The organism is Bacillota bacterium, from assembly GCA_013177945.1.
Lineage (GTDB): Bacteria > Bacillota > DSM-12270 > Thermacetogeniales > Thermacetogeniaceae > Ch130.
In genome coordinates this window covers 121,857-145,604 of record JABLXW010000015.1, presented here as the reverse complement: position 1 = coordinate 145,604, position 23,748 = coordinate 121,857, and the positions used below count along the sequence as shown (strand labels likewise).

28 protein-coding genes are annotated in these 23,748 nt (G+C 62.4%); 11 read left to right on the top strand and 17 right to left on the bottom strand.

Going from position 1 to position 23,748, the window contains the following annotated elements; genetic code table 11:
* Positions 1 to 167: 167 nt before the first annotated feature.
* On the top strand, positions 168 to 980 hold the full coding sequence (locus HPY58_10485) for a 2Fe-2S iron-sulfur cluster binding domain-containing protein (protein NPV30052.1): 813 nt from the start codon (positions 168 to 170) through the stop codon (positions 978 to 980).
* 2 nt (positions 981 to 982) lie between these two features.
* Here HPY58_10485 and HPY58_10480 read toward each other — a convergent pair whose 3' ends face one another.
* Both HPY58_10480 and HPY58_10475 read right to left on the bottom strand, forming a co-directional pair.
* Positions 983 to 2,686, bottom strand: coding sequence for an FAD-dependent oxidoreductase (locus tag HPY58_10480; GenBank protein ID NPV30051.1), 1,704 nt, complete (start codon positions 2,684 to 2,686; stop codon positions 983 to 985).
* A gap of 92 nt (positions 2,687 to 2,778) precedes the next feature.
* Positions 2,779 to 3,315, bottom strand: a complete 537-nt coding sequence (locus HPY58_10475) for a MarR family transcriptional regulator (GenBank protein ID NPV30050.1) — start codon at positions 3,313 to 3,315, stop codon at positions 2,779 to 2,781.
* 110 nt (positions 3,316 to 3,425) lie between these two features.
* Between HPY58_10475 and HPY58_10470 the strand changes: the two genes are divergently transcribed.
* From HPY58_10470 to HPY58_10455, 4 genes are all read left to right on the top strand, one after another.
* Positions 3,426 to 4,238: a Uma2 family endonuclease gene (locus HPY58_10470; GenBank protein ID NPV30049.1), complete on the top strand. Its 813-nt coding sequence runs from the start codon at positions 3,426 to 3,428 to the stop codon at positions 4,236 to 4,238.
* 213 nt (positions 4,239 to 4,451) lie between these two features.
* Positions 4,452 to 4,919 (top strand): NADH-quinone oxidoreductase subunit NuoE, encoded by a 468-nt coding sequence (gene nuoE, locus HPY58_10465; GenBank protein ID NPV30048.1) that lies wholly within the window; start codon positions 4,452 to 4,454, stop codon positions 4,917 to 4,919.
* Positions 4,916 to 6,823: a 4Fe-4S binding protein gene (locus tag HPY58_10460; protein NPV30047.1), complete on the top strand. Its 1,908-nt coding sequence runs from the start codon at positions 4,916 to 4,918 to the stop codon at positions 6,821 to 6,823. Before nuoE ends, HPY58_10460 begins: the two co-directional genes overlap by 4 nt.
* Positions 6,807 to 7,565 (top strand): 2Fe-2S iron-sulfur cluster binding domain-containing protein, encoded by a 759-nt coding sequence (locus tag HPY58_10455; GenBank protein ID NPV30046.1) that lies wholly within the window; start codon positions 6,807 to 6,809, stop codon positions 7,563 to 7,565. Before HPY58_10460 ends, HPY58_10455 begins: the two co-directional genes overlap by 17 nt.
* Before the next feature lie 72 nt (positions 7,566 to 7,637).
* Here the strand turns inward: HPY58_10455 and HPY58_10450 are convergent, their stop codons facing one another.
* The gene (locus tag HPY58_10450) at positions 7,638 to 9,218 is read right to left on the bottom strand and encodes an exonuclease (GenBank protein ID NPV30045.1); all 1,581 of its coding nucleotides are present in this window, start codon (positions 9,216 to 9,218) and stop codon (positions 7,638 to 7,640) included.
* Between the two features lie 151 nt (positions 9,219 to 9,369).
* Here HPY58_10450 and HPY58_10445 point away from each other — a divergent pair, with 151 nt between their 5' ends.
* From HPY58_10445 to splB, 6 genes are all read left to right on the top strand, one after another.
* Positions 9,370 to 9,738: a hypothetical protein gene (locus HPY58_10445; GenBank protein NPV30044.1), complete on the top strand. Its 369-nt coding sequence runs from the start codon at positions 9,370 to 9,372 to the stop codon at positions 9,736 to 9,738.
* 315 nt (positions 9,739 to 10,053) lie between these two features.
* Positions 10,054 to 10,311 (top strand): ferrous iron transport protein A, encoded by a 258-nt coding sequence (locus HPY58_10440; protein ID NPV30043.1) that lies wholly within the window; start codon positions 10,054 to 10,056, stop codon positions 10,309 to 10,311.
* 7 nt (positions 10,312 to 10,318) lie between these two features.
* On the top strand, positions 10,319 to 11,767 hold the full coding sequence (locus HPY58_10435; protein NPV30042.1) for a ferrous iron transporter B: 1,449 nt from the start codon (positions 10,319 to 10,321) through the stop codon (positions 11,765 to 11,767).
* A gap of 100 nt (positions 11,768 to 11,867) precedes the next feature.
* Positions 11,868 to 12,341, top strand: coding sequence for a transcriptional regulator MntR (gene mntR, locus HPY58_10430; GenBank protein ID NPV30041.1), 474 nt, complete (start codon positions 11,868 to 11,870; stop codon positions 12,339 to 12,341).
* Positions 12,342 to 12,394: 53 nt separating this feature from the next.
* Positions 12,395 to 13,114: an iron transporter FeoB gene (locus HPY58_10425; GenBank protein NPV30040.1), complete on the top strand. Its 720-nt coding sequence runs from the start codon at positions 12,395 to 12,397 to the stop codon at positions 13,112 to 13,114.
* Positions 13,115 to 13,165: 51 nt separating this feature from the next.
* Positions 13,166 to 14,176, top strand: a complete 1,011-nt coding sequence (splB, locus tag HPY58_10420; GenBank protein ID NPV30039.1) for a spore photoproduct lyase — start codon at positions 13,166 to 13,168, stop codon at positions 14,174 to 14,176.
* A gap of 309 nt (positions 14,177 to 14,485) precedes the next feature.
* Here splB and HPY58_10415 read toward each other — a convergent pair whose 3' ends face one another.
* From HPY58_10415 to HPY58_10350, 14 genes are all read right to left on the bottom strand, one after another.
* Complete coding sequence (locus HPY58_10415) at positions 14,486 to 14,833, bottom strand: hypothetical protein (protein ID NPV30038.1); 348 nt, start codon at positions 14,831 to 14,833, stop codon at positions 14,486 to 14,488.
* Positions 14,830 to 15,129, bottom strand: a complete 300-nt coding sequence (locus HPY58_10410; protein ID NPV30037.1) for a hypothetical protein — start codon at positions 15,127 to 15,129, stop codon at positions 14,830 to 14,832. The genes HPY58_10415 and HPY58_10410 overlap by 4 nt, the downstream gene beginning before the upstream one ends.
* A 35-nt stretch (positions 15,130 to 15,164) precedes the next feature.
* Complete coding sequence (locus HPY58_10405; GenBank protein ID NPV30036.1) at positions 15,165 to 15,302, bottom strand: hypothetical protein; 138 nt, start codon at positions 15,300 to 15,302, stop codon at positions 15,165 to 15,167.
* A gap of 147 nt (positions 15,303 to 15,449) precedes the next feature.
* Positions 15,450 to 16,604, bottom strand: a complete 1,155-nt coding sequence (locus HPY58_10400; protein ID NPV30035.1) for an efflux RND transporter periplasmic adaptor subunit — start codon at positions 16,602 to 16,604, stop codon at positions 15,450 to 15,452.
* 51 nt (positions 16,605 to 16,655) lie between these two features.
* Positions 16,656 to 17,351, bottom strand: a complete 696-nt coding sequence (locus HPY58_10395) for an HlyD family secretion protein (GenBank protein ID NPV30034.1) — start codon at positions 17,349 to 17,351, stop codon at positions 16,656 to 16,658.
* 25 nt (positions 17,352 to 17,376) lie between these two features.
* On the bottom strand, positions 17,377 to 18,849 hold the full coding sequence (locus tag HPY58_10390; GenBank protein ID NPV30033.1) for a DHA2 family efflux MFS transporter permease subunit: 1,473 nt from the start codon (positions 18,847 to 18,849) through the stop codon (positions 17,377 to 17,379).
* 122 nt (positions 18,850 to 18,971) lie between these two features.
* Positions 18,972 to 19,421: a MarR family transcriptional regulator gene (locus tag HPY58_10385; protein NPV30032.1), complete on the bottom strand. Its 450-nt coding sequence runs from the start codon at positions 19,419 to 19,421 to the stop codon at positions 18,972 to 18,974.
* 234 nt (positions 19,422 to 19,655) lie between these two features.
* Positions 19,656 to 20,642, bottom strand: coding sequence for an NAD-dependent epimerase/dehydratase family protein (locus tag HPY58_10380; GenBank protein ID NPV30031.1), 987 nt, complete (start codon positions 20,640 to 20,642; stop codon positions 19,656 to 19,658).
* Positions 20,643 to 20,742: 100 nt separating this feature from the next.
* Positions 20,743 to 21,105, bottom strand: coding sequence for a nucleotidyltransferase domain-containing protein (locus HPY58_10375; GenBank protein ID NPV30030.1), 363 nt, complete (start codon positions 21,103 to 21,105; stop codon positions 20,743 to 20,745).
* Between the two features lie 64 nt (positions 21,106 to 21,169).
* The gene (locus HPY58_10370; GenBank protein NPV30029.1) at positions 21,170 to 21,724 is read right to left on the bottom strand and encodes a hypothetical protein; all 555 of its coding nucleotides are present in this window, start codon (positions 21,722 to 21,724) and stop codon (positions 21,170 to 21,172) included.
* Positions 21,725 to 21,867: 143 nt separating this feature from the next.
* The gene (locus HPY58_10365; GenBank protein NPV30028.1) at positions 21,868 to 22,347 is read right to left on the bottom strand and encodes a hypothetical protein; all 480 of its coding nucleotides are present in this window, start codon (positions 22,345 to 22,347) and stop codon (positions 21,868 to 21,870) included.
* Complete coding sequence (locus tag HPY58_10360) at positions 22,347 to 22,547, bottom strand: hypothetical protein (protein NPV30027.1); 201 nt, start codon at positions 22,545 to 22,547, stop codon at positions 22,347 to 22,349. The genes HPY58_10365 and HPY58_10360 overlap by 1 nt, the downstream gene beginning before the upstream one ends.
* A gap of 510 nt (positions 22,548 to 23,057) precedes the next feature.
* Positions 23,058 to 23,444, bottom strand: coding sequence for a type II toxin-antitoxin system VapC family toxin (locus HPY58_10355; GenBank protein NPV30026.1), 387 nt, complete (start codon positions 23,442 to 23,444; stop codon positions 23,058 to 23,060).
* Positions 23,441 to 23,677 (bottom strand): type II toxin-antitoxin system Phd/YefM family antitoxin, encoded by a 237-nt coding sequence (locus tag HPY58_10350; protein ID NPV30025.1) that lies wholly within the window; start codon positions 23,675 to 23,677, stop codon positions 23,441 to 23,443. The genes HPY58_10355 and HPY58_10350 overlap by 4 nt, the downstream gene beginning before the upstream one ends.
* Positions 23,678 to 23,748: the final 71 nt, after the last annotated feature.

Sequence of the window (23,748 nt, the reverse complement as noted above, 5' to 3'; positions counted from 1 at the left end):
AGAAAGGGGCGGAAACGGCTGATTTCCGCCCCTTTCAGTCTGCCGTTGAAACGGGGTGCTCTGTTGATCCGCCGGGATGGGGAACGGAGGCCGGCAAGGGGGCCAGGACTTCGCCCTGGTAGGCGACATCCGCGGGATTAAAGCAGTCCCGCGCAAGGAGTTGAGTGATGATGCTGACGCTTAACGGGAAGCCCTTTCCCATCAACGGGGCCGCGACGGTTCTCGAGGTGGCGCAGCGGGAAGGGATCTGGATCCCCACCCTCTGCCACCACCCGGGGCTTCCCCCCTACGGAGCCTGCCGGCTCTGCATCGTGGAAGTGAAGGCAGGGGGGAGGCCGGGGCTCACGGCTTCCTGCACCCTCCCGGCGGCAGACGGGCTCGTGGTGGAAACCGATTCCCCCCGCGTGCAGGAGGTGCGCCGGATGCTGGTGCGGCTGCTCCTTGCCCTCACGCCGGACGCCCCGGTGGTGCAGGAGCTGGCCGGGAGGCTGGGGGTGCGGGAGTCGGGGTTCAGGCCGGCCGGAGAGACCGGGTGCACCCTGTGCGGGCTCTGCGTCCGCACCTGCGAAAAGATCGGGGCCTGCGCCATCGGGTTCGCCTTCCGGGGCGCGCGCCGCCGGGTGACGCCTCCCTTCGGCAGGCCCGCCGCAGAGTGCCTCGGGTGCCGGGCCTGCGCCCAGGTCTGCCCCACAGGAGCGATCGAGGCGGCGCAACGTGAAGGGGAGCACGTCATCTGGAACAAAACCTTCGCGCTGGCGAGGTGTGAAGCGTGCGGCCGCGCCTATATGGCGGAAACCCTCATCGAGTACGTCAAAGAACGGCTTGAGTCCGATTTCTCCCTAAAACAGCCCGAAGAAAGGCTGTGCCCCGCCTGCCGGAAGAAAAAGGCGGGGCGCGCCCTCGTAGACCACCTGATCAAGAAACAACCTGCGAAGACCCCGAACCGGGTGCCGGAGGGATTTCCCCGGCGTCCAGCCTGATGTTACCCCGCACCCGGTGCCCGCACCTCCGGCGTTTCGGGCGCCGGGGAGCCGGCCGGCGCGGCCGCCGCCTGGTAAGTCCTGTACCCGCCGCTCAGATTGAAGACATCCTGAAAGCCGGCCGCCCTGAGGATGCGGCAGGCAATGTAGGAGCGCAGGCCCGACCCGCAGCTGACCACGATTTTCCGGCCGCGGGGGAGCTCTCCCAGGCGCCCCCGCAGTTCGTCCACCGGAATGTTGACGGCACCGGGGATCGCGCCCCGCGCGAACTCCTTGGGAGTGCGGACATCCAGGAAAAAGGCGCCCTCCTGCCGGTGAGCAGGAATCCGGTCCCAGGTGGTCACCGCCACGTCCCCGCGCAGCACGTTGGCAGCAGCAAAGCCGGCGATGTTCACCGGGTCCTTCGCCGAGGAGTAGGGAGGAGCGTAGGCCAGTTCCAGGTGCTCCAGGTCGAAGACCGTCATCCCGGCCCGCAGCGCCGTTGCCAGCACATCGATCCTTTTATCAGCACCCTCCTCCCCTACCGCCTGGGCGCCGAGAATCCGCCCGTCATCCGGGCCGAAAAGAAGCTTCAGGCTCAACTGCTTGCCGCCTGGATAGTAACCGGCGTGAGAAAGGGGATGGACGATCACGCTCTGGAAGGGGATCTGGTGCCGCGCCAGCACGCGGGCGTTTAAACCGGTTGCCGCAACGGTGAGTTCGAAGACCTTGCAGACCGAGGTCCCCTGCGTTCCCCGGTAGGCAATCTCCCGCCCGCAGATGTTGTCGGCCGCGAGCCGGCCCTGGCGGTTGGCGGGGCCCGCGAGGGGCACGATCACGGGTGTCCCGCTCACAAAGTGCCTGGCTTCGACGGCGTCACCCACCGCGTAGATCCTGGGGTCCGAGGTCCGCAGGTACTCGTCGACCCTGATCCCTCCGGTGGGCCCCAGCTCCAGCCCCGCCTCCGCGGCGAGCCTGGTCTCCGGGCGAAGCCCCACCGCCACCAGCACCAGGTCCGCCGGAACCTCCCGGCTTCCGGTGCGCACCACGAGCTTTCCTGCATGCTCCTTGATTTCCTGAACCTGCTCGCCCAGATAGAGCCGGACCCCCTTTTCCCGCAGGTGGGCATGAACAAGGGCTGCCATTTCATAGTCTAAAGGAGCCATTACCTGGTCCGACATCTCGACCAGGGAAACGCCCAAACCCCGCAGCCGGAAGCTCTCCGCCATTTCCAGCCCGATGAAGCCTCCCCCTACAACCACCGCTTCCCGTGCCTGCTTCTCATCCAGCCAGCGGAGGATGCCGTCCATGTCGGGAATCGTCCTGAGGGTAAAAACACCGGGCAGGTCGATCCCCGGCAGGGATGGCTTGACGGGTGCGGCACCGGGTGAGAGCACCAGAAAGTCGTATCTTTCCCGGTAAGTGCTCCCGGTTTTCAGATCCTTCACCTCCACCTCCTGCCGCGCCCGGTCGATCGCAGTGACTTCGTTTTCGGAGCGCACGTCAATCCGGAAGCGCTCCTGCAGCAGCTTCGGAGTGGCCACCAGCAAACTCTCCCGCTTCGGGATCACCCCGCTGACGTGGTAAGGAAGGCCGCAGCTGGCAAAAGAGATGTAGGGGCCGCGCTCGAACAGAACAATTTCTGCCTCCTCATCCAGCCGCCGCAGCCTGGTGGCGCAGCTTGCGCCACCTGCAACGCCGCCCACGATACAAACCTTTTTGCCCATCGCAACTCCTCCTCGCTTATGTCCTGAAAATGCAAGCCAGGTTATCCCTGCGGCCGCTCTGGATTTCCGCCCGCGAGCCCGGCGCGCAGGAACTATGCCGGAAAATCCCGCTGCGGCTCCGCTTCCGCAGCTGGGGCCGCGCCGGGCGAGCAGGCTTCAATTCCCCGCCGGAAAGCGGCGATAAATTCCCTTAAAACGCGCAAGACAAGGGCGCGCTCTTCCTCTTTCAGGAGGCCCTTCACCTGCTCCTGAAAGCGGCGGAGCACCCCCTCCCCCCGCGCCAGCGCCTCCCTCCCCTGCGGCGTCAGGGCCACCGGGCAGAGGCGCCGGTCCTCGGGGCACCGCTTCCGGTGGACGAGCTTCTTCTGCTCCAGGCTGTCCGCAACACGGGTCATCCTGCTGGGGGAAAGCTCCAGGGCTCCGGCCAGCTCCCGCATCGGGAGCGCCCTTTCAGCAAGCGCCCGGAGCGCCCTCAGCTCAACGGACGTAATCCCTGCCTCCTGCTGGAGGAGCTGCTCTTTTTGCTGGCAGCACAGGAGAAAGGCGTTCGTCAGCTCCATCATTTCCTGGCAGAAATCGTGCTCCGGCGGCGCCACGGCCTGGCTCACCCCCATCCTCCATCCGTCCACCGCTTACCGGCAGCAACGGAAAGCTGAAGCAGCAATCTTAAATAATATTTGCTATCGTCAATTATATTCCCAAGCAAAGACCCTGTCAACGACTCAAAAACCTTTTTTCCATGAAAAAAATCCTGACGCCGAACGGCAGAGTTCCGGAGGCCTTCGCCCGGGCGGGCGTCGTCCGCACCAACGGGCCGGTGGAGGCCGCGACGGGCGCCGCCCTGCGCCAGATCGCCTGCGATCTGGACTGCGGAGATCTGTTTTATTTCCTGCTGCGGCGGTGCACCGGCTTGCTGGCAATTTTTTGCTGTGCTAGAATGTTTCCAGGGAGCAACGGCATCCCTGAAGGAGGCGATAGCATGGAAATGGCAAGGATGGAGTCGGCCGCCGGCAGACTCACCTACGAGGACTTCCTGCTCTTTCCCGACGACGGGCGGCGGCACGAACTGATTGGAGGGGAGCACTTCGTGACGCCATCACCAAGCACCGTGCACCAGAGGTTTTTGAGAAAATTGTCAAGTATTCTTGATGATTACGTATCTGAAAAGAAACTGGGGGAGGTCTTCTTCGCACCACTTGATGTGGTCCTGTCGCCTCACGACGTGGTGGAGCCCGATCTGATCTTCATCAGCAACGAGCGGAGCGACCGCCTCACCGAAAAAAACGTGCAGGGCGCCCCCGACCTGGTGGTTGAAGTGATCTCCGAGTCCTCCCGCCGCCTGGACAAAAAAACAAAGAGGACTCTCTACGAGCGTTACGACGTTATCGAATACTGGCTGGCCGACCCGGAACTGGGCATCTTCGAGATCTACCGGCGCGATGAAGCAAACAAACTGGTGAAAGCCGCCGAATACGAAGATGCAGGCAAAATTACTTCCCCTCTCTTCCCGGAATTGATCATTGATCTCGAAAACCTCTTAAAAACTGGATAACCCTCTCCCAGGCGCTCCCGCAGTTCGTCCAACGGAATGCTCTCGGTCTGCCGTCGAAACCGGGGTGCTCTGCTGCTCCCCCGGAAGGAAAATGCAGGGGGTTTGGCGAAGGACCCGATACAGGCCGTTAACCTGGGTGAACGGCCTGGGGGCGGGGGTGTTCACCGCCCCCGCCTCCTGTGAATCAAAACCGCAGGGAAGGAGACCGAAAAAATGACGGAAGCGGAGGTACGGGAGCTGATCGCCCGGCACCAGACGCCGAACGGCAGAGTTTCGGGAATACTGGGCGAAATCCAGAAGAAATACCGCTACCTTCCGGAAGAGGCGCTGCGCCTGGTGGCGCGCGAGCTGGGCATCCCCCTGACCCAGGTCTACGGAGTAGCCACCTTCTACGCGGCCTTCAGCCTGGAGCCGAAAGGGGAGCACCTGATCTGCGTCTGCCACGGCACCACCTGCCACGTCAGGGGAGCGAAGCAGCTTGCGGAGCGGCTGGAAGCGGAGCTCCAGATCAAACAGGGGGAAACGACAAAAGACGGAAAGTTCACGCTGGAGGCGGTGCGCTGCCTGGGCTGCTGCAGCCTGGCGCCGGTTGTAAGCATCGACGGCAAAGTTTTCGGCCGCATCAGGCCCGAGCAGATTCCGGAGGTCGTCAGCGCCTGGCGGGGAGGGGAGCAGACGTGAACAGGTTGGAGGAACTGCGGAGAGCCGGCCTCAATTCCCTCTACCCGGAAAAGGTAAAATTCACCGTGGGGAGGGCGACCTGCGGGCGCGCCTCGGGAGCAGACGAGGTCTACCGGGTTCTGCAGGATGAAGTGGCAAGGCAGGGGCTTGACTTCGAGGTCGCCTCCACCGGCTGCCTGGGCCTCTGCCAGGAGGAGCCGCTGGTTTCCGTAAGGTGCCCGGGAGGGCCGCGCCGCGTCTACGGGAGGGTGAACCCCGAACTGGCGCGGCAGCTTGTGGAAGAAGTTGCCAGAGGCGGGTTTCCCAGGCGGAGGCTGCTCGGGAAGGTTTACGAAGACGAGGTCCTGATCACCGGGGAAAGGGTGAAGCTCACGGGAGAGGCCCCGGAGGGGCGCCTCCTTGCGGAAATCCCCTTCTACGCCCCCCAGATTAAAGTGGCGACAAGAAACTGCGGCTGGATCGACCCGGGAAGCATCGCCGAGTACGTGGCGAGAGGAGGGTACCGGGCGCTGGAGCAGGCCCTAAAGATGCGGCCCGGGGAAATCATTGAAGAAGTTCTGGCCTCCGGCCTGCGCGGGCGCGGCGGGGGCGGCTTTCCGACGGGGCGGAAGTGGGCCCTCGCCAGGCAGGCGCCCGGTGAGACCAGGTACGTCATCTGCAACGCCGACGAGGGGGACCCGGGCGCCTACATGGACCGCAGCATCCTCGAAGGGGATCCCCACACCGTCCTGGAGGGGATGGTGATCGGCGGCTACGCCATCGGGGCGCAGAGCGGGATCATCTACTGCCGGGCAGAGTACCCGCTGGCGGTGGCGACCCTGCGGGAGGCCATCAGGCAGGCGGAGGAGCACGGCTTCCTGGGCGAAAACATCTTCGGGTCCGGGTTCGACTTCCACATCGAAGTCGTCGAGGGGAGAGGGGCCTTTGTCTGCGGGGAAGAAACCGCCCTGATCGCGTCTATCGAAGGGAGAATGGGAGAGCCCCGGCCGCGCCCCCCCTACCCGGCCGAGCAGGGGCTCTGGGGGAAGCCCACCTGCATCAACAACGTCGAGACCTGGGCCAACATCCCCCCGATCATCGCGCGCGGGAGCAGGTGGTTCGCCGGGATGGGAACCGGAACCAGCAAGGGGACCAAGGTCTTCGCCCTGGTAGGCGACATCCGCAACAACGGGCTGGTGGAGGTCCCGATGGGAACAACCCTGCGCCAGATCGTCTACGATGTGGGGGGAGGGACGGGAATCTTCGATCTGAAGGCCGTCCAGACAGGAGGGCCTTCGGGCGGCTGCATCCCGGCCGGGATGATCGACCTCCCGGTAGACTACGAGGCGCTCACGGGCGCCGGTTCCATCATGGGCTCCGGCGGGATGGTGGTGATGGACGAGCGGTCGTGCATGGTGGACGTAGCCCGCTTCTTCCTTGCCTTCACCCAGGACGAGTCCTGCGGCAAGTGCCTCCCCTGCCGGGAGGGCACCAGGCAGATGCTGGAGATCCTCAACAGGATCTGCGCCGGGGAAGCGGAGCTGCCGGACCTCGAACTGCTGGAAGAACTCGGCAGAGCCGTGAAGGACGCCTCCCTGTGCGGGCTCGGCCAGACGGCGCCCACCCCTGTCCTGAGCACCCTGAAATACTTCCGGGAAGAGTACGAGGCCCACATCCGGGACCGCTTCTGCCCTGCGGGAGTCTGCCCGGAGCTCTTCGAACTCGTCATCGCGGAAGACGCCTGCCGGGGCTGCGGCCTCTGCGTGAAGGTCTGCCCGCAGGGGGCGATTACCGGTGAAAAGGAAAGGCCGCACCACCTGGACAGGAAGAAGTGCGTCCGCTGCCGGGCGTGCCTGGGAGTCTGCCGGAGAAAGGCGATTAAAGCAGTCCCGCGCAAGGAGTTGAGTGATGATGCTGACGCTTAACGGGAAGCCCTTTCCCATCAACGGGGCCGCGACGGTTCTCGAGGTGGCGCAGCGGGAAGGGATCTGGATCCCCACCCTCTGCCACCACCCGGGGCTTCCCCCCTACGGAGCCTGCCGGCTCTGCATCGTGGAAGTGAAGGCAGGGGGGAGGCCGGGGCTCACGGCTTCCTGCACCCTCCCGGCGGCAGACGGGCTCGTGGTGGAAACCGATTCCCCCCGCGTGCAGGAGGTGCGCCGGATGCTGGTGCGGCTGCTCCTTGCCCTCACGCCGGACGCCCCGGTGGTGCAGGAGCTGGCCGGGAGGCTGGGGGTGCGGGAGTCGGGGTTCAGGCCGGCCGGAGAGACCGGGTGCACCCTGTGCGGGCTCTGCGTCCGCACCTGCGAAAAGATCGGGGCCTGCGCCATCGGGTTCGCCTTCCGGGGCGCGCGCCGCCGGGTGACGCCTCCCTTCGGCAGGCCCGCCGCAGAGTGCCTCGGGTGCCGGGCCTGCGCCCAGGTCTGCCCCACCGGTGAGGTGAAGTTCAGCGAGAGCGGCAGCCGCCTCTTCGGGGAAAACTGGCAGGTAGAGCTGGAAATGGCAGGGTGCGCCTCCTGCGGCAAGCCGTTTATCCCCCGGCCGCTCTTCGAGCACCTGAAAACTGCAGCCGGCCTGGAGGGAGAAGGACTCTGCCCCACCTGCCGGCAGAAGAAAATCAGCACCACCCTCGCAGACACCTTCCTCCTCCGGAAGCAGGTCCGGTGAAGCTGCCCGGCGCGGTGCCATCTGGTATAACCTGCAACCGGTCCGGGCAACCGGGGGCACCGGCGAAAAGCCCTAAGGCAGGACAACCGTCTCCCCGTGCTCCGGGAAGAAGAGCCGGACAAGCCCCCGGAACTGCTCGAAGAACCGGCGGTCCTCGCCGTGCACGGGGATCAGCACCTGCGGCCTGATGGTTTCCACCAGTTCCACCAGGCCCGGGCCGTGGATGTGGCCGCTGGCATGAAAGCCCGGCTCCCTTCCCCTCCCCTCCCGGTCGCCGGGGTCCCCCACGAGATTCAGGCCCAGGTAGCGGATCCAGGCGCGGAGCCGGTCGAGATCGATGTGCATCTCCTCGTTGAAGGCCTCGCTGGAGGAGTAGATGTAAACCCCGCCCTGCGGGCTGATGTCGAGAAGCTCGTGGAAGTCGTAATAGGAAAAGCAGAGGACGTAGGCCCCCTGGTCGCGGCTTACGGCCGCGGCGTCCACCACCCGCTCGGGGCAGCGGGTCCGGTAGCGCTCCAGCAGCTCCCGCTCCCAGAGCGGCCTGGCAGCCTTGAGATCCACGTAAAGGGCGAAGGTCTCATCTGCCAGGGGATCGGGGATGCCCCCGCCGGCGGTGGCAAGGGCCTCCAGAAGGTAGGCATCCTTTGTGGTGATTCCCAGCCGGCGCCCCGCCCCCTCCGCCGCCTCCCGGAAAGCGAGCAGCCTCTCGATGTTCCGGGGCCCGAAGTCTGCAACGACCAGCCCCCCGGCCCGCCCGATCACCTCCCGGGCGCGCTCCGCCACCTCCTCCTCCCGGACGGGCCGCTCCGTGCCGGGGTGGGTCCCCTCGCAGATGAGGGCAAGGGGCGCCAGGGCCGCCGCCTCCTCCATAAAGCGGCGCGTCTTCGCCGCCCCCTTCCCGTGCAGCCGGAGGTCCCCCGTGTAGAGCACCCACCCCTCTGAAGTTTCGATCCCGAAGGCTCCCGCCCCGGGGATGGAATGATCCACAGGCCACCAGCGCACCCTGAGGCTTCCGATCTCCACATCCCCCTCCACCGCTTCGAGGGGGAAGCAGTTCAAGGGGCGGGAGGAGGCGGGCCGCGCCCAGAAGGCGGCGGCAGCCGGGGGGAGCGAGGGAGCCCCCAGACAGATGTAGCGGCGCTGCTCGCAGGCTGCCTTTCTGTAGTTTGCCGCCTGGAGGAGCCCCTCCCTGACCTCGCGGGGGGTGATATAGCAGGTCTCCCGGTCGAAGCCGCCCTGCGCCGTGTCCTGCATCGCCTTCGCGATCAGAGCGGTAACCAGCCCGGTGAAAACGGGGATCCGGTGGTCGAGAAAGGAAATGTAGCCGCTGTGGTCAACGTGGGCGTGGGAAAGGAGCACCCCCTGGACCTCCAGGCTGCGGTAGCAGGGGTGGCTGCTCACGCGGTCCCAGCGGGTGCGGCCGGGAAGCTCGAAGTCCGGCCGGTAAATCCCCCTCAAGGGCGGAAGAAGCCCCAGGTCGAGGAGATCGCCCAGCCCCACGATGGCGCGCGGGCGGAGGAACTCGTCAAAGAAGGTTCCTTCGGCCCCGAAATTGGTGCCGAAATCCAGGAACACCGCAGTTCCGTCGGCCTCGCAGAGGATCTTGTTTCCCCCGATGCAGCTCGCCCCGTCGTAAAAAGTCAAGCGCACCATGCTTCCACCCCCATCTCGTATTCAAGTTCTCCCTACACCTTCCAAAATCCTCCCAAAAGGAGACACTCCCAAAAACATTGCGGTCCGGCCCCCCGAACCAGATTTCCCTAAGCTGAATAAAATAAAAAATAAAAATAAGGAGAGATAAGAAATGGGAAAATCAATCGTTCCGCTGCTGCTCATTGCCTTTTTTGCGGAGCGCCTGGTGGAGATTGCCAAATACCTGATCAAGCCTTTCCTGGGAAGCCGGGGGGAACCTGCCTGTCGCACCCTCTGGCAGGCATTGGGGCTTGCCGCCGGCATCCTCCTGGCTTTTGGCATGCAGGTTAATTTCCTGGACCTGATCGGAGTGGCGGGAACACCCTGGCTCGGGAAGCTGCTCGCAGGCATCTTTGCCGGAATGGGCACCCAGTGGGTCCACGAAATCGTCAGCAACCTTCCCTACGATGCCGCCCGCAGCTTCCGGGCCCAGGCAAAGCTCCGCAACAGCACTCCAGGGCAACAGCGCCAAAAAAAATAAGGCCGGGGGTATCTCCCGGCCGCAGCTACCTGCACCATCCAGGTTGATCCAGGCGTCTCCTGAACGTTCCCCCGCACCGCACCGGCAAAGGCATCCCAGAGGCCCTGAGAGGCTGGCGCTCGTCCCCAGGGCGAAACTCAGAATCGCGATCTCCCTCCCGTGGATCAGGGTCCCCTCCAGGGCAAGCTGCCCAAAGAGGCGGAAGTCACCCCACCCTCCCTTTCCACATACCCTGATATTAGCTTTAACTTTTAGTTCCCCGCAAAATTCTTTCCCAAAATTAAACATCTTGCCCGGACGAAAGGGGTGCTGCCGTTGCAGACTGAACGCGTTCTTCCCTTAAGCGACCTGCCCGTTGGGGAAAGCGGGACGGTGGTCGGCCTTGAAGCGCACGGGCCCGCCCGCCAGCGTCTCCTCGACCTGGGCCTCGTCCCCGGGACGCGGGTGGAGGTCCTGCGGAAAAGCCCCGGCGGCGACCCGGTCGCCTTCCGGTTCCGGGGCGCCGTGATCGCACTGCGCCGCGAGGCGGGCCGCGCCATCCTGATCCGGCCCGAGAAAAGGGAGCGGGGGTGAACTCCTGATGAGGCCTCAAGAGCTGGAGCGCAACCCCGCCCCGCGGCCTGCTCCGGAACTGGAGAGGATTGCAGCAGAGGCGCGCCGGATGCGCGAGGCCATAGAGGGAAGAGAAGGGGAAAGGGGAAGGGTAAGGGACCGGATCGCCGCCGCCGTCTACCGTCAAGCAGAGCTGGTGGCGAAGCAGGTTGTGAAGCGCCGCCAGAAGAACTCCCCCTGGTGCGCCTGGGAAAAGCGCCTGGACGACATCCTGGCCTCGCGCCTTTTGGGCTATCCGGTGATGCTCGCCCTGCTCGGAATCGTCTTCTGGATCACGCTGGTCGGGGCGAACATCCCCTCGGCTTTTTTAAGCAAGATCTTTTTCGGCTTTGAGGCGCAGCTTACCGCATTCTGCAGCAGAGTGGGGGCCCCCGCCTGGGTGCACGGCCTCTTCGTTCTGGGCGTCTACCGCACGGCGGCGTGGGTCGTCTCGGTGATGCTCCCCCCAATGGCCATCTTCTTTCCACTCTTCACCTTCCTCGAGGAACTGGGCTACCTCCCGCGGGTTGCCTTCAACCTCGACCGGTTCTTCCGGAGCGCCGGGGCGCAGGGAAAGCAGGCCCTCACCATGAGCATGGGGTTCGGGTGCAATGCAGCAGGGATCGTCTCCTGCCGGATCATTGAGTCGCCAAGGGAGAGGCTGATCGCTCAGCTGACGAACGTTTTTGTGCCCTGCAACGGGCGCTTCCCCACCCTGATCCTCCTGGCCGGCCTCCTGACCGGGGGGCTGGCGGCCCCCGGGTGGAGGACGCTGGCGGCAGCAGGAACGGTGGCAGGGACGGTGGTGCTGGGGACGGCAGTCACACTCCTCGTTTCCTGGGGGATGTCCAGGACCTTGCTGAAGGGGGTCCCCTCCTTCTTTGCGCTGGAGCTTCCCCCCTTCCGGCGCCCCCAGTGGGGCCGGATCTTGATCCGCTCCCTCTGCGACCGCACCCTGGTAGTGCTCCGGAGGGCGGTTACGGTCGCCGCCCCGGCGGGAGGCGTGATCTGGCTCCTTGCCAACACCCACCTCGGGGGAAGCAGCCTGCTCGGACGGCTCGCAGGCGGGCTCGACCCCCTGGGAAGGCTGCTCGGGCTCGACGGCTTCATCCTGGCCGCGTTCATCCTCGGGCTTCCGGCCAACGAGATCGTGCTCCCCATCCTCCTGATGGGTTACCTCTCTGCCGGGGCGATGGTGAAAGTGGAAGGGGTGGAAGCCCTCCGGCAGCTTTTCCTGGCCCAAGGCTGGACCTGGCTGACGGCCCTGAACATGATGCTCTTCTCCCTGCTCCACTACCCCTGCGCCACCACCCTCCTGACAATCCGCAGGGAAACGGGGAGCTGGAAGTGGACGCTGCTTGCCGCGGCGATCCCGACCCTGGTTGCCGCGGCCGCCTGCCTCCTCACGGCGACCGGGGCGCGGCTCTGCAGCCCTTAAAAACTCAAAAACGACAACAGGCCGAGTCGGGGAGGTCTGCGGCGCAGCTCCCGGAGGTTTTCCGATAAAGCAGTCAGGGAAGCAAGGGAGGTGAAGAAAGATGCTGACGGAGAGCATGGAGGATTACCTGGAGATGATCTACCGCCTCCAGGAGGCGAAGGGGTACGTGCGGGCCGTGGACCTGGCGGAGGCCCTGAACGTCCAGCCGTCCTCTGTAACCAGGATGATCCAGAAGCTGAGCGAGGGGGGTTTCATCAGGTACGAGAAGTACCGGAACATCGCCCTGACGGGGCGGGGCGCCGCCCTCGGCCGTTTTCTGGTCTGGCGCGACCAGATGCTGAAGGAGTTCCTGGCCTTGCTCAAGGCGCCGGTGGGGGTGGAGGAGCAGGTGGAGGGGATCGAGCACTACATCACACCTCCCACCATGTGCCTGATCCGCAACCTGGTCGCGTACTTCGCGGCCAACCCGGAGCGCCTCCAGGAGCTGGAGCTGCTCCGGCAGGAGCACCGCTACCCGGACGGGGAAAAGCTTGCCGAGCTGCGGGCCTGGCTCTTCAAGCACAATGAGGAATAAAGCCCCGATAGAGGAACCTGCCTGCTCAATTCGCCTGAAGCGGAGGGAACTAAATGAACAGAAACAAAAAGGAGGACCGGTACGTGGTAGCCCTCGCCGGGAACCCCAACACCGGGAAAAGCACCCTTTTCAATGCCCTGACGGGGCTCAACCAGCACACCGGAAACTGGCCGGGGAAGACGGTGGAGATGGCGCGGGGGTATTACCGCCACCGGGGGAAAAGGGTCACCCTGGTCGACCTGCCGGGAACCTACTCCCTCCTCGCCAATTCTCCGGAGGAGGAGGTGGCGCGCGATTTTCTCTGCTTCTCCCGCCCGGGCGCCGTCGTGGTGGTCGCGGATGCCACCTGCCTGGAGCGCAATCTCCACCTCGTCCTGCAGGTGACCGAGATCACCCCCCGCGCCGTGGTCTGCCTGAACCTTATGGACGAGGCGCGCCGCAAGGGGATCCAGGTGGACGCCGCCGGGCTTGCGGAGGCGCTGGGGGTGCCGGTGGTTCCCACGGCCGCCCGCCGGGGGGAGGGTTTGCTGCAGCTTAAAGACACCGTTGACGACCTCCTCACCGGAGCCCTCTACCCCAGCCCGCGGCCGGTAGCCTACGACCCGGAGCTGGAAGCCTGCCTCGGGAAGCTGGAAGAGGAGCTGCGGGAGCTGGCAGGCCTGAACGGCGGACTCAACCCCCGCTGGCTTGCCCTCCGCCTCCTCAGCGGCGACCCCGAAATCATTAAAAACGAACTGGTCATGCTTAACCGGCTCCCGGCCGGGACATACTAAGGAGGCAAAAGAGGCGCGCCAAACAATCGCAAAGAAAAGCCGGGGTTCAGCATGTTCAAACCGGAACGCGTCCTTTTCGAAAGGGAGGCCCTTTCCTACCCGCTGGGGGAAAAACTTCACCGCTTTTTCCGGGCGCAGGGCGTGGAGCTGGGCTTCACCGGCTCCCACAACCGGGTGACCGGGATTCCCGGGAAAACGCGGGCCGCGAAGTTCTTTCATGCGAAGCGCACCCTCGTGGTGGGGGTCCGGCGCAGCAGGGACTTCGAAACCTGCCGCCCCTCGGCCCACTACCAGCTTCCCCTCGCCACCGGCTGCCCCGGGCTCTGCGAGTACTGCTACCTGCTGACCAACCTGGGGCGCAGCCCCTACATCCGGATCTACGTCAACGTTGAAGAAATTCTCGAGGCCGCGGCGGGCTACATCCGCGCCAGGCTCCCGGAGGCAACGGTTTTCGAGGGGGCCGCCACGTCGGATCCCCTCGCCGTAGAGCCGTACACCGGAAGCCTCGCCCTTGCAATCGAATTCTTCGCCCGGCAGCCTCAGGGGCGCTTCCGCTTCGTCACCAAATTCACGGATGTCGAGCCCCTGCTCCGCCTGGAGCACCGCGGCGCGACCCGGTTCCGCTTTTCCATCAACACGGAAAGGGTGATCAGGGCCTACGAACACGCCACACCGTTGCTGCAGGAGCGCCTGGCGGCCGCCCGGAGGGCTGCGGCGGCAGGCTACCCCCTGGGCTTCATGATCGCCCCCATCATCGCGGAAGGCGACTGGGAAAGGGAATACGGCGCCCTTTTCGAGGAGCTGGCCCCCTTCGCCGCCCTCCCCGACCTGACATTTGAGCTGATCACCCACCGCTTTACGGCGCGCGCCCGGGCCCTGATCCGGGAGCTGTTCCCAAGAACGGAACTCCCGCTCGACGAAAGGGAGAGGGCTTTCAAATGGGGGCAGTTCGGCTACGGGAAGTACGTCTACCCGCCGGAGGTGCGCAAAAAAATCGAAGCCTTCTTCCGCGCCGCGCTCGAGACAGGCTTCCCCCGCGCCCGCGTCGAGTACTTCGTTTAAGCCCCTCTCTCCACCAGACGGCCCCCACCGGGCAGCGGGCAATCTGGGGGTCGGCGGTGACGGGCTTTCCAACTGGGCCCGGGCAACAAGAAGCCGGTCAAAGAGATCCCGGCGATAAGGAAGAAGCGCAGAAACGTGGAGGACATGGCGCATCTGAACGGGCAAGGAATCGATTCCGTTTAAGGCCAGCTGTTCAAGAAAGAAAGGACTCCAGACTGCACGGAAACGCAGTTTTCCCACAGGGCGGCCTTAAGCTGGCAGCACTGAGGAACAGCCTGTTCTCCCCATCGCCACGGCGCCCCCGGCCACCTAAAAATTATCTTCGATGATCTGCTCTACTTCTTCCCAAAACTCCAACAAAGTAACACTTTGTTGCCCTTCCTGTGAACAATCGTGAGTGTTCGGCGCATCGAAAGGATGGCGATGCCACTCTCCTCCTAATTCATCCCTTCCATATATTCTCTGATTCCCTAATATCAGTGCGAAATTCGTGGTATTAAATTTATCGTTCCGATAAACTTGAATAAACAGGTCCGAGTAAATAAATATCCTGGCTTTCAGGGTATACTTGCCATAATCAATTAGTTGAATAGAATCTACCAGTTCCATCTGGCGAAGATATTCCAATTCGTTCACGAGAGAGCGAACGGAATTCAACTTTTAGTCAACCTTTCGATTTCCTCACGGAGTTCCTCAAGTTTCGTAACCGCCAGTTCCCAATTGAAATAATCCTCCTCAGTTTCCCAGGAAGGAGTTTTCATCAGATCCGAGTTTTTAAAGCTAAAAAAGTCCATCTGGTATTTTCTTTCAAATCTGCGCTTTATTAAATCGTACTTACGACTTTCCATACGCATCCGATCAATAATTATTTTCTTCAAGCCTTCCCTGGGGGAAAGGGTAGGATCCAGTTTTAGCAGAAAACTAAAAAGATCTTTATCTGATTCCGAAAGCAAAGCGACCTCCTCCTTCCGCGCAATAATAATGCTTTTTAGGCTTTGTTGGGCACATCGCACTGGATTTCCTTCCCGTTGATGATGAGCTTGATAGGAGGAGCAGCAGTACTGGCCTGGATCAAAAGCCCGAGAAGCAAAACAACAAGGAAACAACCGACCCACCACTTTCGCACGTCCAGCGCCTCCTTCAAGATCAGTTTAGCATAAAATCTTCATTATCTATGCAACTTTTGTTTTCTAAATATACCACAAAAAACGGAACGCTCTTTTCTTCACCCAGACGGCCTCCACAGGGCAGGGGCAAGAATGAGAACGGGGCTTCAGCACTTTTTCGCAGGCACTGCAGCAACCGGCATACCCTCTTGCAGGGCGCCTACGTTGCTCACGACAACCTGCTCGCCCGGCCGCAGCCCCTGCAGGACCATCACCTCGCCATTGCCTCTCAGGCCCAACCTGACGGGCCTGCGAACCACCCTGCCGCGGCTGACGACGAAGACGCAGCTCTGCCCGCCCCCGGTCTTCACCGCCGCAAGGGGGACGACAAGCCCTTTTGGCCCGGTGATCCTGATCGTCGCCCGCGCCGTCATCCCCGCGGCCAGGCCGCTTTTTCCAGGGACCGAGATCTCCACCGGGAAGTACTGGCCGGTTGTTGCCGCCACCGGCCCGACGCGGCTGATCCTGCCGGTAAAGGACCTCCCCGGGAGGGCATCAACGGCCACCTTGACCTCCTGCCCAACGGAAAGCAGGGGTACGGCCTCCTGGGATACCATCCCCTGGAGCTTGAGGACCCCTACATCGGCAACTGTAAGAAGAGGCACTCCTGGCGAGGCCAGCTCCCCGGGGTTGATGTTGCGGTTGGTGACGACTCCGCCGATCGGGCTGGTGATCCTGCTGTTGCTGATCTGGGCGCTGATCACCCCGGCGGCAGCCTGCTGCACGGCGACGGCGTTGCTTGCCGCCTCGTACTTCTTCGCGAAGTCCTGGTACTTTTTCTCAGCTCCTTCCAGCCTGCTCTGCGCCTCATCGAGCTGGCTCGGAGAGGCGGCTCCGGCATCGGCCAGCTTTTTGATGCGCTCGCAGGTCTTCCGGGCAAGGTCGAGCTCCACCCGCGCCGCCTCGACGCCGATCCGGGCGTCTTCCGCCTGGGCCTCCGCCACCCGGACCGCGGCCTGGGCCTGCTTGAGCTGGGCGTTCAGCTCCCTGGTGTCAATCTGGAGCAGGAGCTGGCCGGCTGCCACGCGGTCGCCCACATCAGCCCCCACCACGTCCACCACACCCGCCAGCTTGCTGAAGATGTTGACGGTCCTGTTCGGGGCCAGGACCCCGGTAATCTCCAGATCCGTCGTGACGGCGCCCTCACCGACTGGGAGGACCTCCACCGTCACCTTGCCGGCGGCCCTGCTGCCGCACCCCGCCGCCAGGAGCAAAGACACCGCCGATAAAATGGCAGCTACTGCTTTCCTCCAGCTTCTCATCCCAATCTCCCCTTCGCCGTAGTCACCGGTTAAAAAGCCCTTCAGAAAAGTTCACCTGACGTGGATCTTCACGGTCACGCTCATCCCCGGCATCAGCCTCAGATCGCGCCCGCTGACGAGCCGGATCTTCACGGGGATCACCTGGGTCACCTTGGTGTAGTTGCCGCCGGTGTTCTGGGCAGGCAGGAGCGAAAAAACGGAGGTCGTGGCCATCCCGATGTTTTCCACCCTGCCGCTGAAGACGCGCCCCGGATAGGCATCGATCCTGACATCGACCGGCTGCCCCACCCTGACCCGCTCAATCACCTTTTCCTTGATGTTGGCGCTGATGTAAATGTTCTCCGTATCGGCGATTACTGCCAGCGGCATCCCGGGTGTGGCCATCTGCCCCACGACGGCTTTCGACTGGATCACCTGCCCGCTGATCGGGGCCTTGATCACCGCCTTCTCTGCCATCACCCCGGCCACTGCCCCCATTGTTTGAGGGTTGAGCGCACCCGAGGTGAGGGCGGAACCGAGGTCCTGCCGCCCGAGCACCTGCCCCGCCCGGACTACGTCCCCTTCCCTGACGTTCCACTCAAGGAGCCTGCCGCCGATCTCCGGAGTCACGGTAACCGCATCCGCGGCCACGCGGGCATCCTCGGTGCTCACGTAATGCTCGCCTTCGTAGTGGTAGTAAAAGGCGATGCCGCCCGCTCCGGCAACCGTTAACGCAAGAACCAGCGCGATAACCAGACGTCTCCGCAACGAAACCACTCCTTACCGCCCATCTTTACTCGAGAACCGCCCCTCCCCTGCGGCGGCCTTCCCCTTTGCGCAAAAACAAGGCAGGAACGACCCCCGCCAGGGTAAAGCAGGCCGCGACTATGAAAATGTCGTCGATGCCCCGCACGAAGGCCTCCAGAGAGACCACCCTCTGGAGGTAGAGGAGGCCCAGCTCCCTCGCCCGGGCAGGGTCAACACCCAGGTGCAGCCCCACCTGCTGCAGGAACTGCGCCACCGACGGGTTTGCGGCCGTGATGTTGCCCGCCATGTGCGTGGCGTGCATGACCTCCCGCCTGTTCAGGATGGAGGTCAGCACCGCGATCCCGAAGGAGCCCGAGACCCGGCCGATGATGTTGGTGATCGCCGAGGCCCGCCCTACCAGCTCGGTAGGAATCACGGCGAGGGCCGCGGTCTGGGCCGGCATGTTGGCGAAGGACATGCCCAGGCCGCGCAGGACCATCCACGTGACGATGGTCGTCGTGGGGGTATCCAGGTTCAGGTGATGGAGAAGATAAGTCATCAGGGAGAGAAAGAGGAGCCCGGAGACCGAGAGAACCTTGGGCCCCACGCGGTCGTAGAGGAACCCCACGAGAGGCATCGCCGCTCCAGAGACGAGCGCACCCGGCATCATCAGGAGCCCCGTTTCCATCGCCCCCAGCCCCCGCGCCGTCTGCAGGAAGAGGGGAAGGTAAAAGACGCCGGCGAAAAGGCCGATGGTGGTGACGATCACCATAAAGTTGGCAAGGGCAAAGGTGGGGTAGCGGAAGACGCGCAGGTCGAGGAGGGGATTCTCCTGGGTCAGCTCCAGATAAACGAAGAGGCCCAGCATCACCACGCTCGTGTAGAGAAGGAGAACTATAGACTCCGAGGCCCACCCCCAGTCGTTCCCCTTGCTGAGAGCCAGCAGCAGGCAGAACAACCCTGTGGCAGAAGTCAGGACCCCTCCGGTATCGAGGCGGCCCGCCCCGGCGGGAGGGAAGTCGGGAATGAAGAAATGCGAAAGCAGTGTCCCCAGCACACCGATGGGCAGGTTGATGGTGAAGATCCAGCGCCAGTTGACGTATTCAACCAGGTAGCCTCCCAGGGTAGGGCCTATCGCCGGCGCCACGAGGAGGGCGATCCCGAAGATCCCCATGCCGCTGCCGAGCATCTCGGGGGGAACGATCCGGACGACCATTGCCATCGTCGTGGGCATGATCATCCCTCCCCCCAGCGCCTGGATCACCCGGGCAGCAATGAGGGAGTCAATGTTCCAGCTCAGGCTGCACAAAAGCGACCCGAACGTAAAAATGAGCAGAGAGAGGATGTACAGGCGCTTGAAGCCCAGCCTGTCGCCCAGCCAGCCGCTCAAGGGGACAACAACACCGAGCGCCAGCATGTAGATGGTGACCACCCACTCCACGGTGCTGATGTCGGTGTTGAAGATGTTCATGATGGTGGGAATGGCGACGTTGACGATGCTGGAGTCCAGGATCGCCATGAAGGCCCCGATCAAAGACGTCAGCACAGGTACGAACCAGAAGTAGCCGCTTCTTCCCCCTGCCGGGGCAGCGGCGCGGGGGTCCTGGAGATGCCGGAGTCCTCGCTCCCGATCGGTTCCCGTCAATTGCTTTCACCCTTTCCTGAGTCCAGGCAGACAAGCAGCAGCTGCAGATCGTCTTCGAGGCGGCTCAGGATGTCGGGACAGGGGAGCGACCCGAAGATGCGCTGCAGCTCCTTCTCGAGCCCGGCGAGGAGGTCTGCGAGAAAACTTTTGAGGCGCGGCGTTCCCCCCACCAGCACGCTCCTCCGGTCATCGGGGTCAGGGATGCGCTTAATCCACCCCCGTCCCTCCAGCCGGTCTAAGATCCCCGTCAGGGTGCTCGGCGGGATGCCTGTTTCCTCGGCGAGGTCGGTCGCCCGGCAGGAGCCTCTTTTGTTTACCTTCCAGAGCACCAGGAATTCGGGGCCGGAGAGCCCTTCCCGCCTGCACAGGGGGAAGAGCCTCTTCAGCAGCTTCCGGTGCACCCTGCAGAATAGCTCGAAGAAGCGGAGTTCGGACACGACCGTCACCTTTCGACACCGAATATTACGAATTCGAAATGACGCCAAGAAAAAAATAACACGCACTTAAGAAAAAGTCAAGCCATCACGAAAACTGCACCTGGGAAATCTTCAAGCCAGTTAAAATGGCTCCTGCAGCTGCATCTGGGCAGGACAATACCAAGCCACGATACCGGCGCAGCAACTGCCTGGCTTTTCTTCAGGCTCCTGCCCTGCATAAACAACCAAAAGGCGGCCTAAATATTACGGATTTTGCCCGGCGAGGGAGGCGACCGTCAGGCGGAGGCCCTGCTCGAGGTCAACCCCGGGCTCCCAGCCCAGCTCCCGCTTCGCCCTGGCGCAGTCGAGGAAGATGCGCCTGAGCTCTCCCGGCCGCTCCGGGCCGGGGACCGCCTCCCCGGAGAACCCAGTGATCTTCCGGAGCATCCGGAAAAGCTCGTTCACCGAGGTGGGCCTCCCGGTGCCGATGTTGTAGGCGAAGTCATTGATGGCGCAGCCGGCACCGCCCGGGCCAGGGCCTGCGGCCGCAAGCCGCTCGAGCCGCTCCAGGGCAAGCATGTTCGCCCGCACCACATCCCCCACGTAGACGTAGTCCCGCACCTGCTCCCCGTCCCCGTAGATCACCGGGGCCTCGCCCCGGAGCATCTTTTTCCCGAAGATGGCCACCACCCCGGCCTCCCCGTGGGGGTCCTGGCGCGGGCCGTAGACGTTCGAATAGCGAAGGGAGACGTAGGGCAGGCCGAAGACGCCCCAGTAGCAGGCAAAGTAGAACTCCGAGGAGAGCTTGCTCACCCCGTAGGGTGAGAGCGGCCCCTTGGGGTGGTTTTCATCCACCGGGAGCCTCCGCGGCTCCCCGTAGACGACCCCGCCTGAAGAGGCAAAGACCACGCCCTTCACCTGGAAGCGGCGGCAGTTCTCGAGCACGTTCAAAAGCCCGATGATGTTCGTCCTGGCGTCCTCAACCGGGTCCGCAACAGAGCGGCGCACGTCGATCTGGGCGGCGTGGTGGTTCACAAAATCGAACTTACCCTCCCGGAAGATCTCCTCCAGCCCCGGCTCGCAGATGTCCATTTTGTAAAACTTCGCCCCGCCCCGCAGGGCGGCCGCCAGGTTCTCCTCCCTCCCGGTGCTGAGGTCGTCAACCACGACAACCTCATGCCCTGCGGCAACCAGAGCGTCGACAACATGGGAGCCGATGAACCCCGCCCCGCCCGTCACCAGAATTCGCATCGCATACATCCTTTCTTGTTTTGCCCGAACGAAGAAAATCACGAAAGATCCTTCATTATTTCCAACAGGTCATTCAGAAATCCCGTTACCTGTTGCTCCACTACATTGCCAGCCCCTCGTCCTCGATTTTTCTCTTGAGAGTCCCGGAAACACTCTCAAGAGGAAGCAGGTCAACCTTGAAAGGGAGAGCAATCTGGGAAGCTTCCCAGGCCGCATCCAAATAGCGGCTTTCATCTATGCCATGGACGGCGATGTCGATATCTGAATGCTTCCAATACTTGCCCTTGACGAGCGACCCGAACAGGATAACCTTTCTTGCTCTGTACTTTGCCTTTAACATCCGAGCAATTTCGAAGGCCTTTTCCAGTGCCAGTCGCTGCTGCTCTTTCAGCTGCGCTTGCCTCTCCTCTTTTCTCTTCAACCAACCGGAGATGTATCTTTGCTTCTGCCGGGGAGTTAACACGCCTCAGGCCTCCAGTTAAGTGTCAAGTCTTTCACCAGCTTTTTGAGCCCGGTCCATGTTTTTGTCACTTCGCCATTTTTTCCAGGCGGACAACCCTGCTTACGAGGTAATTGATATCCGCCAGGATATTCTCTTCCCTGGCTATGATCTGGTCAAGCTTGGCGCTTTGCACCTCTCGATCATCGAAGAGCGCCCGGATTTTCTCGATAACCTCATTTTCAAGGCGTGTTTCAATTTTCAGCTGGCCTTTTTCCACATTCTCCAGCCGCGCGTCGACATTTTGGAGGTGTGATTCCACACTGTCCAGGCGCGACTCTACCTGGCCCAGCCTTGAGTCGACGTTGTCAAGGCGTGATTCTACTTGACCCAGCCGCGAGTCGACGTTGTCCAGGCGCAACTCGACCTGACCCAGCCGCGCGTCGACATTTTGGAGGTGTGATTCCACATTGTCCAGGCGCGACTCTACCTGGCCCAGCCTTGAGTCGACGTTGTCCAGGCGCAGCTCAACCTGACCCAGCCGCGAGTCAACGTTGCCAAGGCGTGATTCAAGCCTGGACTGCCCCTCTGTAAGCACTTGAAGTTGCTTCAAGACCAGTTCTTGAAACTCCTCATTCTCCATTGTCCACGTAAACCCTCCCCCAATTTAAACATTTCTATTTCCTAAGTTATTCTCCTTACAATTAGTTTCACCAGGTTTTTCAGCCTCGCTTAAGCGGTACCGCTATTATAACATAACACGGGCCGCCAGCCTACAGAGACCATTCATTTAACAGCCTCTTCCAGGGCGCCGGCCAGGGCGTCCACCACCATGTCCACTTCGGCTCTGGAAAGATTGTTGTGAAAGGGCAGGGCCACCGTCCTCCCGGCGACCGCTTCCGTAACGGGGAGCTCCCCGCCCTTGTAACCGAACCGCTCCCTGATGTAGGGCTGCAGGTGGACCGGGGAAAAGTAGCCCCGGCAGGGAATGCCCCGCGCCTCCAGGGCCTGCATTACAGGACCCCGGTCGATCCCCCCGGCGAGGGTGACCACGTAGACGAACCAGCTCATGCGAACGTAGGGCCGCACAACCGGCGGCCGCACCCACTCCAGACCAGAGAGCAGCTCCGTGTAAAGGCGCGCCACCTGCTCACGTTTCTCCAGAAACTGCTCGAGGCGCCGGAACTGGGATACACCCAGGGCAGCCGGCATCTCGTCCATCCGGTAGTTGTAGCCGAGGCGCTCGTGCTCCAGCCACGCCCCCATCACCTCCCGGCGGCGTTCACGGTGGCGGCAAAGGTGGCCCCCTCAGCATCAGAGGTCTCACCCACCGTGCGGAACTTCCAGACAATCTTGCACTTCGACAAAGGAGGTGGAAATTCCTGCCTCACCATTGGCCAGGCAGACTTTACCGCCGCTCCCCGGCCCGGCCAGCCAGAGCAGCGGCTGTCCCCCGTACCAGCCAAAGCAAAGACGTTCCCATTACCAGAACAGAAGGCCCTCGATTTAACTGGAAGCTTATTCCTGCCCTACAAAACAGCATTGCAGCCCAAGTCATTAAAGCGAAACCGGGGAGCAGCGCTGATGCTCCCCGGTATGAATACAGCTCAGGAACCACAAGCATCACCGGGATCAGGTTGGTTCCCCTGACTACCGCTCCGGCTCCTCCTCCGGCAGCAGGCTCTCTTCCAGGGGGTTCAAGATTTTAATGCGGTTCCACAGGTATTGTCGCCTGCCCCTTGGGGTTCAACTTGAGAATCCACCTTGAAACATTCTCCACCCGGCTTCGTCTCCCAACAGCTCGGGCGCTGTACCATCTTCACCAACCTCACTTTCGTACATCTTTGCACTAACTATCAATGTACCGGCAAGTACGATCTTATCATGACTAATCCTGATTAAAAGGGGCAGTCAAGACAGATGCGGCTCTCATGAGTTCCCCCTTGCCCCCCGGGCCGTACTCCGGCTCCCCGGTGTTACCAGATGACTTCCACATCATAGCGGCCAATTTGAGGATCTGCAGTGAGGATCGGGAGATTTTCCAACTGGGCCTGGGCGATGAGAAGCCGGTCAAACGGATCGCGATGAATAACCGGCAGTGTAGACACGTGAAGGGCGTGGGCCAGTTCCACAGGCAAGGAATCGATTCCATTCACGGCCAGTTGTTCGATGATGAAGATCTTCAAACTCCCTGGAAAAGTCAATTTTCCTAAAGCAGCTTTAATAGCCATCTCCCAGCCGCTCGCGGCACTGAGAAACAACTTGTTTTCACCGCTGCTGATGATTTCCCTGACGCGCGGAGACAACTGGGGATCATCGGTAATCCACCATAAAAAGGTATGGGTGTCAAGGAGCGCCCTCATTTCTCAAACAACTCCAGAACAGACTCCGCAAGCGGTACATCAAAATCAGGGGCAATGGTGATCTTTCCTTTTGCACTTCCAGGAACACGCTTTGCAGGCTGCTCCTTTACCGGAACAAGACGGGCAACAGGTTTACCTGCTTTTGCGATGATAATTTCCTCGCCTTCCTTTACGCGAGCCAAAAGTTTTGAAAAATGCGTCTTCGCCTCATGAATATTGACTTTTCTGGGCATTTTCAACGCCTCCTGACCTCATTGTAGACTAGGCTAAGAACTAAGTCAAGTTGCTCGTGCTCATAAGGGCG